The following is a 14,088-nucleotide window of genomic DNA, read 5'->3' as shown; positions in this document are numbered from 1 at the left end:
GGCCGCCATCGAAGGGAGACAGGAATGAAGCGGATCGGTTTCAAGATGCGCATGAAGCCCGGCTGTGGCGCCGAGTACAAGAAGCGCCATGACGAGATCTGGCCGGAGCTGCGCGAGCTTCTCGCCGTGCACGGCGCGCGCGACTACTCGATCTTCCTCGACGAGGAGACGAACATCCTGTTCGCGATCAATCACATCGCGGAAGGCGCCCGCGCCGACGAGCTGAACGCCCAGCCGCTGATGCAGAAGTGGTTCGCCCATATGGGCGACATCATGGACACGAACCCCGACGGCACGCCGGTGATGATCCCGCTCGAGGAAGTCTTCCATATGGATTGAGGCCGGACGGCGCATCGCCAGGGGAGCGCCTGCGATGCGTCCCGGATCTCGATTGCGTGACCGGGCCTCGGCCCGGTCACGTGCTTTCGCGCTGGATCACCTTGAACGGCATGATCATCGTCTCGCGCGGGATAGCCCAGTCGTCGCGCCGGGCGGCGATGGCGCGCAGCAGCAGCTTGCCCGCCGCGCGTCCGATCTCCTGCGCATCGACGGAGACGGTCGTGATCCGGGGATGGGCGCAGCGCGCCACCTCGAAATCGCCGAAGCCGGCGATCGCGATGCGGCCCGGAACGGCCCAGCCACGGCGATGGCATTCCATCAGCGCGCCGAAGGCGGAGAGGTCGGAGACGCAGATCGCGGCGTCCACTTCCGGCCATTGCGTGACCAGCTGGACGATCGCTTCCGCGCCCTGCGACATCGAGATGGGCGGGCTGCCGAAGGAGATCACGCGCGGCTGTTGCAGGCCGAGCTCGGCGATCGCCTGCGCATAGCCGAGCTTGCGGTCGGCGCCGCGCGTGTCGCGGTTGCTGGTGCCGCCGATGAAGCCGATGTTGCGATAGCCGCGCGCATGCAGGTCGTGCACCAGCGCGTGGATCGCCGCCGCGTTCGAGAAGCCGACGACGTGCTCGATCGGATTGGCGGGCAGGTCCCAGGTCTCGATCACCGGAATGCCGACGGCCTCGAGCAGGCGGCGCGCGCGCGGGCTGTGCGAGCCGCCGGTGACGATGATCCCCTCCGGCCGGCGCGTCAGCATCGATTCGAGCAGCGTCTCTTCCTTTTCGACGAGATAGTCGGTGTGGCCGAGCAGCAATTGCAGGTCGCTGCCCTCGAGCGCCTCGGTGATGCCGCGCACCGTGTCGGAGAAATTCGAGTTGTTGACCGAGGGGATGAGGGTGGCCACGAAGCCCGAGCGCTTGGAGGAGAGCGCGCCGGCCGACTGGTCGAGCACATAGCCGAGCTCATCGATCGCCTGCAGGATCCGCTGCCGCGTCTCCTCGGAGATCGGGCTGCCCTTCTTCAGGGCCCGCGACACGGTCATGGTGGAAACGCCGGCGCGCTCCGCCACGTCAGCCATGGTCGGCTGGCTTCTTGAAATCGGGCTCTTGTCCGGACGTCCGGGGGGGACGGTCGCCATTCTCTCTACCTGTTGCCTGGACGCGCGGCGCGCGTCTCCGGTGGAAGTGAAAAGAGGCCAGTCGTCATCATGCGAGTTCGGGCCGGAGCGGCGTCGCTAGAGCATTCTCGAGCGAAGTGGATACCGGTTCGCGTGAAGAAAATGCGATCAAACAAGGGGTTAGAGCGTTTCATCGTTTCCATGAAATGATGAGACGCTCTAGCGCAGCCGGGCCCGGAGTGCCAGAGCCGCGGGGCGGCCCGGTGAAGGATGGCGGCCGAGTGGCCGCCATCGATCCGATGTTCAGAGGCTCAGTTGACGCCCCAGATCTTCTTGTAGGCGTCGCGATAGCCGTTGTCGGGGTCGAAGATGTTCTTCGGGCCGCCGTCAAAGGCGATGTTATCAGGCGTCACCAGGTGGACGCCCGGCACGTAGCCCGACCACTTCTCGCCGGCGAAGGCGCGGTTCAGCTCGTCGATCAGCTGCCAGCCCTGCATGGCGAGCGGCTCGGGAACGGTCGCGGCCTGATGGTCCTTGGCGCGGATGCGCTGGAAGGCCGATTCCGAGCCGTCGCCGGCCGAGATGTTCTGCGGGTCGCCGTCACCGGCGATGCCGGCCGCCTGCAGCGCCGGCGGCATGAAGTCGTAGTAGAGATCGTTGATCGCCAGCGAATGGGTCCACTTGGCGCCGTTCTGCTGCAAGAGCGTCGTCGTCAGCTGCGGGATGCGGGTGGAAACGTCGGCGAGCGGCGTGTCCTGGAACGACACGACCGTGCAGCCGGCGCACTTCTTGATCCATTCCTCCATCGCGCGGCCCTTGGCGATGGCGATGGCATAGGTCGAATCCGCGAAGACGACCACGCCGGCCTTGCCGTCGGAATCGGCGACCGCCTTCATCGCCGCGACCTTGGCGACTTCCATCGCGTCGGTGGTGACGTTGGCGAAGATCGGCGTGCCTTCGAGCGGGCCGGGGACGGGGCCGGAATGCCAGCCGACCATGAGGATGCCTTCCTTGGCGGCGCCCTCGAGGCCGGCCTTCTGCTCGACCGCGTCGCTGCCGCCGACAATGATGGCGTCCGGCTTCAGCGCGATCGCCTGGCTGAGCGCGGCCGACTGGCCGGAGACGGTGCCCTGGCCGTCGATCTCGCGATAGGTCCAGCCGATCGCCTCGGCCGCTTCCTTGGCGCCCTGCGCGACGCCGAGAATGCCGCCATTGCGCATGTCGCCGGCGACATAGACGATGGTCTTCTTGCCGGCCGCCTTCGGGCCGGTGGTCGGGCCGTCCCATTTGTCGGCCCGGTTCGATGCCTTGGCGACGATCGCCTTGGCCTCGTCGACAAAGGCGTCGGCCTGGGCGATGGCCGGCATGGCCATCAGCGTGACGGCGCTGGCGGCCGCCAGCAGCAGATTGCGTGACTTCATGGTCGTCCCTCCGTGTTGCGGCAGGTCTCTCAGGGGCCCGCCTTCTTGAATGTCTTGTTGCTGGCGCCGCGGCGGCGCTGTGCGTAGCCGGCGATGCCGATCGCGATCAGCAGGGTGACGCCGTTGAACATCGGCTCGACCCAGAACGAGCCGCCGAACTGCTGGATGCCGGCGATACCGACGGCGAGGATGGCGACGCCGGCGAGCGTGCCCCAGACATTGACGCGGCCGGGCTTGATCGTCGTCGAGCCGAGGAAGGCGCCGACGAGGGCGGGGAGCAGATATTCGAGGCCGACGCTGGCCTGGCCGATGCGGAGCTTCGAGGCGAGCAGCACGCCGGCGACGGCGGTGAGCGCGCCAGAGGCGATGAAGGCGCCCATGGTGTAGCGCTGCACGGGAATGCCGTTCAGCGCCGCCGCCTTCGGGTTGGCGCCGATCGCGTAGAGATAGCGGCCGACCGGCAGGTGCTCGAGGATCAGCCACATGACGATGGCGAGCGCGATCACGTAGTAGCCGGTGATCGGCAGGCCGAAGACCATCGTCCCGTTCAGCGCCAGGAAGCCCTGCGGCAGCTGCGCCACCACCTGGCGGCCGCCCGTGTGCCAGAGCGCGATGGCGTAGAGCACGGTGCCGGTGCCGAGCGTCGCGATGAAACTGTCGATGCGCGCCACCTCGACCAGCAGGCCGTTCAGCAGGCCGACGCCGGCGCCGAGGATGATGACGATCAGAACGGCGAGCGGCCACGGGATGCCGAGGATGGTCTGCAGGCTGATCGCCAGGATGTGCCAGAGCACGATGCCGTAGCCGACCGTCAGGTCGATCTTGCCGGCCGCCATCGGGATCATCGCGGCGAGCGAGAGCAGCGCGATGATCGCCTTGTCGGAGATGATCGAGCGCAGGTTCAGCATGGTCGGGAAGGTCTGCGGCAGCGCGACCGAGAAGATGATGATCAGGAGCACCATCAGGATCGGCAGGCCGTAGACGGGAATGCGGCGGCGGATGCGTTCGCCGAGCGAGGCGTTCTTCAGCTCGCCGCGGGTCGGCTCGAGCGCGTCGGAACGGACGGAGTTCATGGACATGGGCGCTGTTCCTAGGCTGCTTCCGACGCGGAGGCCGCGGTGATCACGGATTCGGTGGTGAGGGCGGATCCCGAGAGTTCGGTGAGGATCCGGCCGCGGTTGAAGACGAGCGCCCGGTGGCAGATATGGGCGATCTCCTCGAAGTCGGTGGAGACGACGAGCACGGCGAGGCCGTGTTCGAGCGCCTGGGCGATCAGGCGGTAGATCTCCGCCTTGGCGCCGACGTCGACGCCGGCGGTCGGGTCCTCGGCGATCAGCAGGCGGCGATTGGTGGCGAGCCAGCGGCCGACCACGACCTTCTGCTGGTTGCCGCCGGAAAGGCCTTCGATCGGCAGGTCGGGATCGTTCGGCCGGAGGCCGACCGAGGCGCCGAGTTCCTCGGCCATGCGGGCCTCGGCGCGTGGCGACAGATAGGAGAGCAGGCCGCGCCCGATCGCGGCGGGATTGAGGAAGGCGTTCTCGCGGACGCTGAGCGAGAAGGCGACGGATTCCTCGGTGCGGTCGCGCGCCATCAGCCCGATGCCGGAACGGAGCGCTGAGCGCGGGTTCGAAAGATCGGGCGCCGCGCCGTCGATGAGGACGCTGCCGCGATGGGGCAGGGCGCCGAACAGGGCGCGGCCGATCTCCTCCTGGCCGGCGCCGCGCAGGCCGACGAGCCCGAGCAGTTCGCCCTGGCGGATGTTGAAGGTGACGGGGCCGGCCGACGACGTCTCCAGCCCCTTGACCGCGACGCGCATCTTGCCGGAGCCGAGTTCGGCCTTCTTGAACAGTTCGAGCGTCGTCGAGCCGACGATCAGGCTGACCAGTTCGTCGGGCGTGGTCTCGGAGACGGGCTTCTCGCCGACCTTGTTGCCGTCGCGCATGACGACGACGCGGTCGGCGATGCGGAAGATCTCGTCGAGCCGGTGCGAGACATAGATCATGCCGACGCCGCGGGCGCGTAGCCGGCGGATCGCCTCGAACAGGCGCTCGACCTCGTCGGCGGGAAGGCTCGCCGTCGGCTCGTCCAGCACGAGGAAATCGCAATCGACGACGAGTGCGCGGGCGATCGCGACCAGTGATTTCTCCGTGCGACTCAGGCTGTGCACGCGCGTCGTCGGGTCGATGTCGCAGCCGACCAACTCCAGCGCCGTCGCGGCGCGCTGCTCGGTCGAGCGCCAGTCGATCAGGCCGCGTCCGGAGAAGCCCTGCGCAAGGCCCATGTTCTCGGCGACCGTCATCCATTCGACAAGGCCGAGATCCTGATGGATGAAGGCGACCTTCTGGCGCTCGCCGCGCGCCTGCGCCCGGTGGCGATAGGGCTCGCCGCCGATGGTGACGTGGCCGCTGTCGGCGCGGAAAATGCCGCCGAGGATCTTGATCAGCGTCGACTTGCCGGCGCCGTTCTCGCCGAGCAGCGCCACGACCTCGCCGCGCGCCACCTCGAAGCTCACGCCCTTCAGCGCCCGCGTGCCGCCGAAAGCCTTGGCGACATCGTCGAAGCGCAGGGTTCCCCCGTCTGCCATTTTCATCCTCCCGGATGCGGACGGCACCGCGTTTCGTTCCCGATCCGGCTCTTTGTCCGGTTGATATTGTTATCGATAACAGATGACGTTAAGTCAAGCCGGGATGGCGTCGCGGCAAGTGGGCCGGCAAGTGGGGCCGCCTCTGGGGGCGCATGAGGAGCGGTGTGGGAGCCGGCGCGGCGAGGCCGCGCCGGCCCTGGCGTCAGAGGCTGGCGGTGATGCCGCCGTCGACATAGAGGATGTGGCCGTTGACGAAGCTCGACGCATCGGAGGCGAGGAAGATCGCGGCGCCCGCCAGTTCCTGGACGTCGCCCCAGCGGCCGGCCGGCGTGCGGTTGGCGAGCCAGGCCGAAAACGTCTCGTCGGCGACCAGCGCGGCGTTCAGCTCGGTCCTGAAATAGCCGGGACCGATGCCGTTGACCTGGATGCCGTAGCGGGCCCAGTCGGTCGCCATGCCCTTGGTCAGCATCTTCACCGCGCCCTTGGTCGCCGTGTAGGGGGCGATGCCGGGCCGCGCCATCTCGCTCTGCACGGAGCCGACATTGATGATCTTGCCGCGCCCGCGCGGGATCATCCGCCGGCCGACCGCCTGGCCGACCAGATAGACGCTGTCGATGTTGGTTGCGGTGATCTTGCGCCAGGCCTCGAGCGGGAAATCCTGCAGCGGCGTGCGGTGCTGCATGCCGGCATTGTTGACGAGGATGTCGATCGGTCCGATCTCGGCTTCGATCTTCTCGACGCCAGCGGTCACCGCATCGGGGTCGGTCACGTCGAAGGCGGCGGTGTGGACGTCGTAGCCCTTGGCGGCGAGGGTCGCGCGCGCCTCCTCGAGCCGGGCCTCGTCGCGGGCGTTGAGCACGATGCGGGCGCCGGCCGAGGCGAGCGCGTCCGCGATCGCGTAGCCGATGCCCTTGCTGGCGCCGGTGACGAGGGCCAGTCGCCCGCTGAGATCGAACAGGTTCACGCGCTCACTCCCTGAAATCATGCTGTTGGTGATGGGTAGGCGGATTGGGTATCGATAACATCAGGGTGTCAAGCGGGCGCCTGCGGCCGCGTTGCGCTGGCGTTCGACGCCGCCGGCTGTACAAGGGCGACGTCCGAACCGGACGCGGGCGCGCCATGGAGAGGGCGGCGACCCGCATGGCTACAGCAAGCTGGGAGAAGGCGTGACAGAAACGATCTATGGTGGCGGATGCCTCTGCGGCTGGATCCGTTATGAGGCGATCGGCCCGGCCGACAACCCGCATACCTGTTCCTGCCGGCAGTGCCAGCGGCACACCGGCGCCCCGACGACGGTCTGGGCGGCGTTTCCGCGCGACAGGGTGCGCTGGAATGGGCCGGGCGGCGCGCCCGCGACCTTCCGCTCGTCTGACATCACCAGCCGGGCGTTCTGCCCCAGATGCGGAAGTTCGATCGGGGCCATCGATGACGCGCCGACGATCGAGTTGCTGATCGGTGGATTCGACCAGCCGGATCAGGCGGCGCTGCGGCCGAGGGCGCATTCCTTCGTCGATCGCCGGCCGGGCTGGTGGCATCTCGATACCGGAGCGGTCGAGCCGGAGGCGGATGAGACGACGTGATTTCCGGCGTGGGCGGGGCGGCCCGCCTTGCCTTGCGTCCACATCGTGATATCGATAACAAAAATCCGGGAGAAACGTCCATGCGCGCTGTCGTCATCCATGCCGCCCATGATCTCAGGATCGAGGAGCGCGAGCCTGGCGCGATGGGGCCGGGCGAGGTCACGGTCCGGATCGAGGCCGGCGGCATCTGCGGCTCCGACCTGCATTACTACCATCATGGCGGCTTCGGCACGGTGCGGCTGCGCGAGCCGATGATCCTCGGCCACGAGGTCGCCGGCACGATCGCCGCAGTCGGTTCTGACGTCACGGGTCTGAAGCCGGGCGACCGCGTCGCCGTCAACCCGTCGCGCCCCTGCCGCGCCTGCCGCTATTGCCTGGAAGGCCTGCCGAACCAGTGCCTGAACATGCGCTTCTACGGCAGCGCCATGCCGATGCCGCACATCCAGGGCGCCTTCCGCGAGATGCTCGTCTGTGACGCGGTGCAGTGCGAGAAGGCCGGGACGGCCTCGGTCGCGGAGCTCGCCATGGCCGAGCCCTTCGCCGTGACGCTGCATGCGCTGTCGCGCGCGCCGTCGCTGCTCGGCAAGCGCGTGCTGATCACCGGCTGCGGCCCGATCGGCGCGCTGACCGTCGCGGCGGCCCGCTTCCACGGCGCGGCCGAGATCATCGTCACCGATGTGGTCGACGAGCCGCTCGCCTATGCGCGCGAGCTCGGCGCCGACCGCACCATCAACACGGCCAACGAGCCCGAGGCGCTGGCGGCGCTCGGCGTCGACAAGGGCACGGTAGGCGTGATGTTCGAATGCTCCGGCAACGAGCGCGCGCTGCGCTCCGGCCTCGAAGTGGTGCGGCCGCGCGGCACCATCGTCCAGGTCGGCCTCGGCGGCGAGATGTCCCTGCCGCAGAACGTCGTCGTCGCCAAGGAGATCGCGCTCACTGGCTCGTTCCGCTTCCACGAGGAGTTCCCGCTCGCGGTCAGGCTGATCGACCAGCGCAAGGTCGATCTGCGGCCGCTTCTGACCGGCAGTTACGGCATCGCCGACGCCGTCGAGGCGTTCGAGACGGCCGGCGATCGCAAGCGCGCGATGAAGGTGCAGCTGGCGTTCTGAGGCTGGGCAGCCGACCCGATATGCCCTAGCGGCGGCGCCTGTCGTTTTGCGGCGGCGGCTCGCCGCCGTTCTGCTCGTGCCAGTAGTCCCAGCCTTCGTCGTCCTCGTCCGTCACGTCGTCGTCGTGCGGAGGGATGGCGTGCGGGGCGTCGGCATCCTCGTCGTCTTCGAAGGCCTCTTCGTCGTCCTCTTCCGGCTCGGGGACGGGGCGGGGACGGCGGGCGATGAAGCGCAGGATGGCGGCGTTGATCGCGATTGCCACGATCAGCAGCAGGAAATTGAAGAAGCCGATCGAGGTGTCGATCCACCAGGTCAGCAGCACGCTCCAGGGCAGGCCGAGCACGAGCGCCAGGACGGCGGCGAGCGGGTTCGTGGCGATGATTCCGAGCGCGGAGAGCGGCACCAGGAGCAGTGCGAAGACGCCCCAGGCCACGTAGATCAGAAAGAGAATTCGCAGAACGCGCCAGCGCATGATCGCCCGGTATAACCCATCGTCAGAACCCCGTCCGGCGCGGGAGTGGCCGAAGCTCCGCTCCGCCGGGCAGCGAGACTACCCGTTCAAGCTTTCCAGAGTCTTTCCCCTGGGCCGGAGCCCCTTCGGCGCGTCCGGACAGGTGCGTTCCGGACACGGTCGGTTGGGTTTTTCTGCCGTTTCGCCGATTTCTGGATTGGGATTGCTCGTTTTTCGGCGCGGCCTCGCGTAGAAGATCGGGCCCCATCGCAACGGGGTGCCCGTAGCCAGCGGTTCCAGCAGCAGAATGCCCCGTCGCCTCAAGCATTTCGTCACCCGCCATGAAGCCGCCAGCGGCGATCTCGTATCGCATCTGAAGTCGGGCCTCGGCGGCGCCGTCGGCATCGGGGCGGTCGGCGCGCTCGCGGTGACGACGCACCAGCCCTTCCTGATCGCGCCGTTTGGCGCCTCGGCCGTGCTGCTGTTCGGCCATCCGGCCAGCCCGCTGGCCCAGCCGGTCAATGTCGTCGGCGGCTATTTCGTCGCGACGATCGTGACTCTGCTGCTCCTGATGCTGTTTCCCGGCGCCTGGGTCGCGGCCGCCATCGGCGTTGGCCTCGCCATTGCGCTGATGTCGATGCTGCGCATCACCCATCCGCCGGCCGGCGCGATTCCCATTCTCGCGGCGACCTCGACGATCCAGGGCGGCACGCTGCTCGGCGTCGTGATCGGCGGCAGCATCGGGCTGGTCGGCGTCGCCTCGTTGCATCACTGGCTGCCGCCGCGGTTCGAATATCCGAAGCGCCCGCCGAACGCCGAAGCGGCGAAGGAAACCGGCGGCCGCTGACAATTCGGCCGCGCTGTTGCATAAATCCCGCCCGAAACGCCATCCGGCTCGGCTATTGTCGGGATCATGCAAAACATCATTTCCGTCGCGAATCTCTCGAAGGTCTATGCGTCGGGCTTCGAGGCGCTGAAGGACGTCAGCCTCGATATCCGCCGGGGCGAGATCTTTGCGCTGCTGGGCCCGAACGGCGCCGGCAAGACCACGCTGATCAGCATCATCTGCGGCCTCGTCAATCCGTCGCGGGGGCGCGTGCTCGCCGACGGCCACGACGTCGTGGCCGAATACAAGGCGGCCCGGTCGCGGATCGGCCTGGTGCCGCAGGAGCTGACGACCGATGCGTTCGAGACCGTCTGGGCGACGGTCACGTTCAGCCGCGGCCTGTTCGGCAAGCCGGCCAATCCGGCCCATATCGAGAAGATCCTGCGCGAGCTGTCGCTCTGGGACAAGAAGGACTCGAAGCTGCGCACGCTTTCGGGCGGCATGAAGCGGCGCGTCATGATCGCCAAGGCGTTGTCGCACGAGCCGGACATCCTGTTCCTCGACGAGCCGACCGCCGGCGTCGACGTCGAGCTCCGGCGCGACATGTGGGAGGTGGTGCGGCAGCTGCGGCAGAGCGGCGTCACCATCATCCTGACGACGCACTACATCGAGGAAGCCGAGGAGATGGCCGACCGGATCGGCGTCATCCATCGCGGCCAGATCATCCTGGTCGAGGAAAAGGCCGAGCTGATGCGCAAGCTCGGCAAGAAGCAGCTGACCCTGCAATTGCAGGAGCCGATCGACGCGCTCCCCGCCGGGCTCGAGTCCTATGGGCTGAAGCTGGACGGGGCGGGCGACGAGCTCGTCTACAGCTATGACGCCGACGCCGAGCAGAAGGGCATCGCCGACCTGCTCAAGGCCCTCGGCGCGGCCGGCATCCACTACAAGGATCTGCAGACGAGCCAGCGCTCGCTCGAGGAGATCTTCGTCAGCCTGGTGAGTGAGCGGACATGAACATCCACGCCATCCGCGCGATCTATCTCTTCGAGATGGCGCGCACCGGCCGCACGCTGCTGCAGAGCATCGTCGCGCCGGTCCTGTCCACCTCGCTCTATTTCATCGTCTTCGGCGCGGCGATCGGCTCGCGCATGCAGGAGATCGACGGCGTCAGCTACGGCTCGTTCATCGTGCCGGGCCTGATCATGCTGACGCTCCTGACGCAGAGCATCTCGAACGCTTCCTTCGCGATCTATTTCCCGAAATTCACCGGCACGATCTACGAGGTGCTGTCGGCGCCGGTCTCGCCCGTCGAGATCGTCACCGGCTATGTCGGCGCGGCGGCGACCAAGTCGATCATCCTGGCGCTGATCATCCTGGCGACCGCCGGGTTGTTCGTCGAGATCGAGATCCAGCATCCGGTCTGGATGCTGCTCTTCCTCGTGCTGACCGCCGTCACCTTCAGCCTGTTCGGCTTCATCATCGGGATCTGGGCCGACGGCTTCGAGAAGCTGCAGCTGGTGCCACTGTTGATCGTGACGCCGCTGACCTTCCTGGGCGGCAGCTTCTACTCGATCAACATGCTGCCGCCGGTCTGGCAGACGGTCGCGCTGTTCAACCCGGTCGTCTACCTGGTCAGCGGCTTCCGCTGGAGCTTTTTCGGCACGGCGGATGTGAACATCGGCATCAGCCTGTCGATGACGCTGGTGTTTCTCTTCATCTGCCTTGCCATCGTCACCTGGATCTTCAGGACGGGCTATCGCCTGAAGAACTAGGCTTCCTTGCTTTGTCGCGTTTTCTTCGCGCGAACCGGCATCCACTTCGCTTGAAAACGCTCTAGGCCTCGCGCCGGGCGGCAATCGCGCGCTCGAAGCCGGGCGCGGCATGGTCGCGGAACCAGTCGATCATGCCGTCGACTTCCTGCTCGGCCGGGCGCGACGCGCCCGCGCCGATCAGCTCGGCGGCGGCCTCCGCCATGGCGATCAGGATGCGCGCCGTCTCCGGCCGGTAGGCGAGGTCCGCGCCGGCGTCGTGCCGGGCGCGGAGGATCGCGTAGCGCAGGTTCTCCGGATAGGTCCAGGCGCTCGCCAGGATGTCGCCGGCGCTGACCGGCTGGCCGTTCACGGTGATGGCCGCGTCGCGATCGGCCGGCGCGAAGCCGGTCGCCTCGATCCGCTCGCAGGCGTCGATCGCCGCGTTCATCATGGCGCGGATCTGGTTCCAGTCGGTCGTCATCGGGTGGCTCCGTTCCGGGGGGCGGGCGGTCAGGCCGTCTCAGCCGTGGCGGGCGCGAGGTCCCCCGGCAGGAACAGCGAGATCGGCCGCAGTTCATAGGCGCCGCCGGGATTGGCCTCGGTCAGGTCACGCGCGATCTGCAGCGCTTCGTCGCGATCGGCGACGTCGACGGTGTAGAAGCCGAGCAGCTGTTCCTTGATCTCGGCATAGGGGCCGTCGATGACCCGGCCCTGGTCCTTCAGGTAGGTCGTGGCGGTCCGGGTCGGGCTCAGGCGCGCCGTGGGGCCGAGCTGTCCGTTGCGGGCGAGCCGATCATGCACCTTGTGCAGGCGCGCCATGACGGCGTCGTCCTCCTCCTTCGTCCAGCTGCCGACGACCTTCTCGTCGTGGTAGCAGATGATCGCATAGAGCATGGAAGCCTCCTTGCTTCGAAGCGGCCGACTATGCCCCTGCGTCAGGGCGTCCGCCGCAAAAAATTGGCGCCGCGGGCGAAATAATTCGCTGCGCTTCGCCGGAGACGCCGGGATCGTCGCGAAAAAGTCGAACTGCCTCAGTCTTCTAAGCGCCTCCCTCGGCCACCACTGGTCCGCCACAAGCCCGTACAGGATTCCCGGCAAGTGGACACGATTGCCATCGTTCTCATCCTCCTGCTCGCCGTCGTGCTGAGCAGCTTCCTCTCCCGCATGCTGCCGCTGCCGATTCCGCGCCCGCTGCTGCAGATCGCCATCGGCGGGGCGATCGGTCTGATCGCGGATTTCCGCGTGACGCTCAATCCCGAGATATTCTTCCTGCTCTTCCTGCCGCCGCTCCTGTTCCTCGATGGCTGGCGGATCCCGAAAGAGGGGCTGATGCGGGACCGGAAGACGATTCTCGCGCTGGCGCTCGGCCTCGTCGTCATCACCGTGCTCGGCGTCGGGCTCTTCATCAACCTGCTGATCCCGGCCATGCCGCTCGCCGTCGCCTTCGCGCTCGCCGCGGTGGTCTCGCCGACCGATCCGATCGCCGTCTCCGCCATTGCCGCGCGCGTGCCGATCCCGAAGCGGATGATGCACATCCTCGAGGGCGAGGCGCTGCTCAATGACGCTTCCGGCCTCGTCTGCCTGCGCTTCGCGGTTGCCGCCGCGCTGACCGGGACGTTCTCGCTCTCCGAGGCGATGCTCGATTTCGTCTGGGTGGCGGCCGGCGGCCTGGGCGTCGGCTTCGTCGTCACCTGGAGCATCAACACGGCCAAGAACTGGATCGCCCGCCACTATGGCGAGGAGAGCGCCTCACAGATCCTGATCAGCGTCCTGACCCCCTTCGCGGCCTATCTGCTGGCCGAGCATCTGGAGTGTTCGGGCATTCTCGCCGCCGTCGCGGCCGGCGTGACCATGAGCTTCGGCGAGGCATCCGGCCAGGCGCTGGCGACGACGCGCGTCCGCCGCAACAATGTCTGGGACATGATCCAGTTCGCGGCCAACGGCACCATCTTCGTGCTGCTCGGCGAGCAGCTGCCCGGTATCCTGCGCAGCGCCGTCGAGACGGTGCGCATGACCGGCCATCATGAGCCGGGCTGGCTGCTGATCTACGTGCTCGCCATCAATTTCGCGCTCGCCGCGGTGCGTTTCGCCTGGGTCTGGATCGCGCTCGATCTCAGCCTGTTCCGGGCGCGACGGCGGGGCGTCTCGATCTCTCGGCCGAGCTGGCGGATGCTGGCGGCGATGTCGCTCGCCGGCGTGCGCGGCGCCATCACGCTCGCCGGCGTGCTGACCTTGCCGCTCTTCCTCGCCGACGGCACGCCGTTCCCGGCGCGCGACCTCGCGATCTTCCTCGCCATGGGGGTGATCATCCTGTCGCTCGTTGCCGCCAGCATCGGCCTGCCGCTGCTGTTGAACGGGCTTGGCGTGCCGCCCGAGCCGTCGCACCAGGCCGAGGAGGACCGGGCCCGGATCGCCGCCGCCGAAGCCGCCATCGCCGAGATCGAGCGGGTCCAGCACGATCTCGCCGAGGGGCGGCCGGACGCCGACATCTACGTCGCCGCCGCGGCGAGGGTGATGGACCATTATCGCACGCGCATCGACGTCGGTTCCCGCGCTGACGAGGAAGTCGCCCTGGCCCGTCAGGTCGAGGCGATCGAATCCCGCATGGTGATCGCGGCGCTCAAGGCGGAGCGGATCACCATCTTCAAGCTCCTGCGCGGTCGCAAGATCGGCAGCGAGACGGCGCGCAAGCTGGTGCGGGAGCTCGACCTGATGGAGGCCCGCTACGAGGGGTGAGGTCGGCGCCGGACGGTAGGGGCACTGAGATCCTGCCGGTGCCGCTGGACGACGTGTCCTCAACATGCTGAGGAGGCCCGAAGGGCCGTCTCGAAGCACGCAGAGCGGTCCCCGGCTGCAGCCCAGAAGCGGTGCGTCCTTCGAGACGGCTTGGCTCGCGCAAGCCTCCTCAGTGTC

The 14,088-nt window shown here is 67.8% G+C and carries 15 protein-coding genes; 7 read left to right on the top strand and 8 right to left on the bottom strand.

Translation table 11 applies throughout. From position 1 onward, the window contains the following. The first annotated feature begins 24 nt into the window (after positions 1 to 24). Positions 25 to 339: an L-rhamnose mutarotase gene (gene rhaM, locus G539_RS0118020; protein WP_029076438.1), complete on the top strand. Its 315-nt coding sequence runs from the start codon at positions 25 to 27 to the stop codon at positions 337 to 339. Positions 340 to 415: 76 nt separating this feature from the next. Here the strand turns inward: rhaM and G539_RS0118015 are convergent, their stop codons facing one another. From G539_RS0118015 to G539_RS0117995, 5 genes are all read right to left on the bottom strand, one after another. Beyond that, positions 416 to 1,414, bottom strand: a complete 999-nt coding sequence (locus tag G539_RS0118015; protein WP_029076437.1) for a LacI family DNA-binding transcriptional regulator — start codon at positions 1,412 to 1,414, stop codon at positions 416 to 418. Between the two features lie 350 nt (positions 1,415 to 1,764). Then, positions 1,765 to 2,874: a substrate-binding domain-containing protein gene (locus G539_RS0118010; protein WP_029076436.1), complete on the bottom strand. Its 1,110-nt coding sequence runs from the start codon at positions 2,872 to 2,874 to the stop codon at positions 1,765 to 1,767. 29 nt (positions 2,875 to 2,903) lie between these two features. Next, entirely contained in the window at positions 2,904 to 3,953 is a 1,050-nt protein-coding gene (locus G539_RS0118005) for an ABC transporter permease (RefSeq protein ID WP_029076435.1), read from the bottom strand. Positions 3,954 to 3,964: 11 nt separating this feature from the next. Then, the gene (locus G539_RS0118000; protein WP_029076434.1) at positions 3,965 to 5,458 is read right to left on the bottom strand and encodes a sugar ABC transporter ATP-binding protein; all 1,494 of its coding nucleotides are present in this window, start codon (positions 5,456 to 5,458) and stop codon (positions 3,965 to 3,967) included. A gap of 202 nt (positions 5,459 to 5,660) precedes the next feature. Beyond that, on the bottom strand, positions 5,661 to 6,443 hold the full coding sequence (locus G539_RS0117995) for an SDR family oxidoreductase (protein WP_210162827.1): 783 nt from the start codon (positions 6,441 to 6,443) through the stop codon (positions 5,661 to 5,663). A gap of 181 nt (positions 6,444 to 6,624) precedes the next feature. Here G539_RS0117995 and G539_RS0117990 point away from each other — a divergent pair, with 181 nt between their 5' ends. Together G539_RS0117990 and G539_RS0117985 are read left to right on the top strand one after the other, a co-directional pair. Further along, positions 6,625 to 7,038 carry a GFA family protein gene (locus G539_RS0117990; protein ID WP_029076432.1) on the top strand — a complete coding sequence of 138 codons (414 nt, stop codon included), beginning with the start codon at positions 6,625 to 6,627 and terminating at the stop codon, positions 7,036 to 7,038. Positions 7,039 to 7,118: 80 nt separating this feature from the next. Beyond that, the gene (locus tag G539_RS0117985; RefSeq protein WP_029076431.1) at positions 7,119 to 8,147 is read left to right on the top strand and encodes an L-idonate 5-dehydrogenase; all 1,029 of its coding nucleotides are present in this window, start codon (positions 7,119 to 7,121) and stop codon (positions 8,145 to 8,147) included. 25 nt (positions 8,148 to 8,172) lie between these two features. On the opposite strand, the gene G539_RS0117980 is transcribed toward G539_RS0117985, so the two are convergent. Further along, the gene (locus G539_RS0117980; protein WP_029076430.1) at positions 8,173 to 8,619 is read right to left on the bottom strand and encodes a hypothetical protein; all 447 of its coding nucleotides are present in this window, start codon (positions 8,617 to 8,619) and stop codon (positions 8,173 to 8,175) included. Positions 8,620 to 8,905: 286 nt separating this feature from the next. On the opposite strand from G539_RS0117980, the gene G539_RS0117975 reads away from it, so the two are divergent. The 3 genes from G539_RS0117975 to G539_RS0117965 all read left to right on the top strand — a co-directional run bounded on the left by G539_RS0117975 (position 8,906) and on the right by G539_RS0117965 (position 11,196). Beyond that, entirely contained in the window at positions 8,906 to 9,445 is a 540-nt protein-coding gene (locus G539_RS0117975) for an HPP family protein (RefSeq protein WP_029076429.1), read from the top strand. 66 nt (positions 9,446 to 9,511) lie between these two features. Continuing rightward, positions 9,512 to 10,438: an ABC transporter ATP-binding protein gene (locus G539_RS0117970; protein ID WP_029076428.1), complete on the top strand. Its 927-nt coding sequence runs from the start codon at positions 9,512 to 9,514 to the stop codon at positions 10,436 to 10,438. Beyond that, positions 10,435 to 11,196, top strand: coding sequence for an ABC transporter permease (locus tag G539_RS0117965; RefSeq protein ID WP_029076427.1), 762 nt, complete (start codon positions 10,435 to 10,437; stop codon positions 11,194 to 11,196). Before G539_RS0117970 ends, G539_RS0117965 begins: the two co-directional genes overlap by 4 nt. Positions 11,197 to 11,257: 61 nt before the next feature. Here the strand turns inward: G539_RS0117965 and G539_RS0117960 are convergent, their stop codons facing one another. Both G539_RS0117960 and G539_RS0117955 read right to left on the bottom strand, forming a co-directional pair. Further along, positions 11,258 to 11,656: a hypothetical protein gene (locus tag G539_RS0117960; protein WP_029076426.1), complete on the bottom strand. Its 399-nt coding sequence runs from the start codon at positions 11,654 to 11,656 to the stop codon at positions 11,258 to 11,260. Between the two features lie 29 nt (positions 11,657 to 11,685). Next, positions 11,686 to 12,069: a YciI family protein gene (locus tag G539_RS0117955; protein WP_029076425.1), complete on the bottom strand. Its 384-nt coding sequence runs from the start codon at positions 12,067 to 12,069 to the stop codon at positions 11,686 to 11,688. A gap of 204 nt (positions 12,070 to 12,273) precedes the next feature. Here G539_RS0117955 and G539_RS0117950 point away from each other — a divergent pair, with 204 nt between their 5' ends. Further along, positions 12,274 to 13,911, top strand: coding sequence for a Na+/H+ antiporter (locus G539_RS0117950; RefSeq protein ID WP_029076424.1), 1,638 nt, complete (start codon positions 12,274 to 12,276; stop codon positions 13,909 to 13,911). The last annotated feature ends 177 nt before the right edge of the window (positions 13,912 to 14,088 follow it).

The sequence above is a fragment of the Kaistia adipata DSM 17808 genome (assembly GCF_000423225.1).
GTDB lineage: Bacteria > Pseudomonadota > Alphaproteobacteria > Rhizobiales > Kaistiaceae > Kaistia > Kaistia adipata.
The sequence above is the reverse complement of the archived record's forward strand: the minus strand, read 5'-3'. Positions and strand labels throughout refer to the sequence as shown.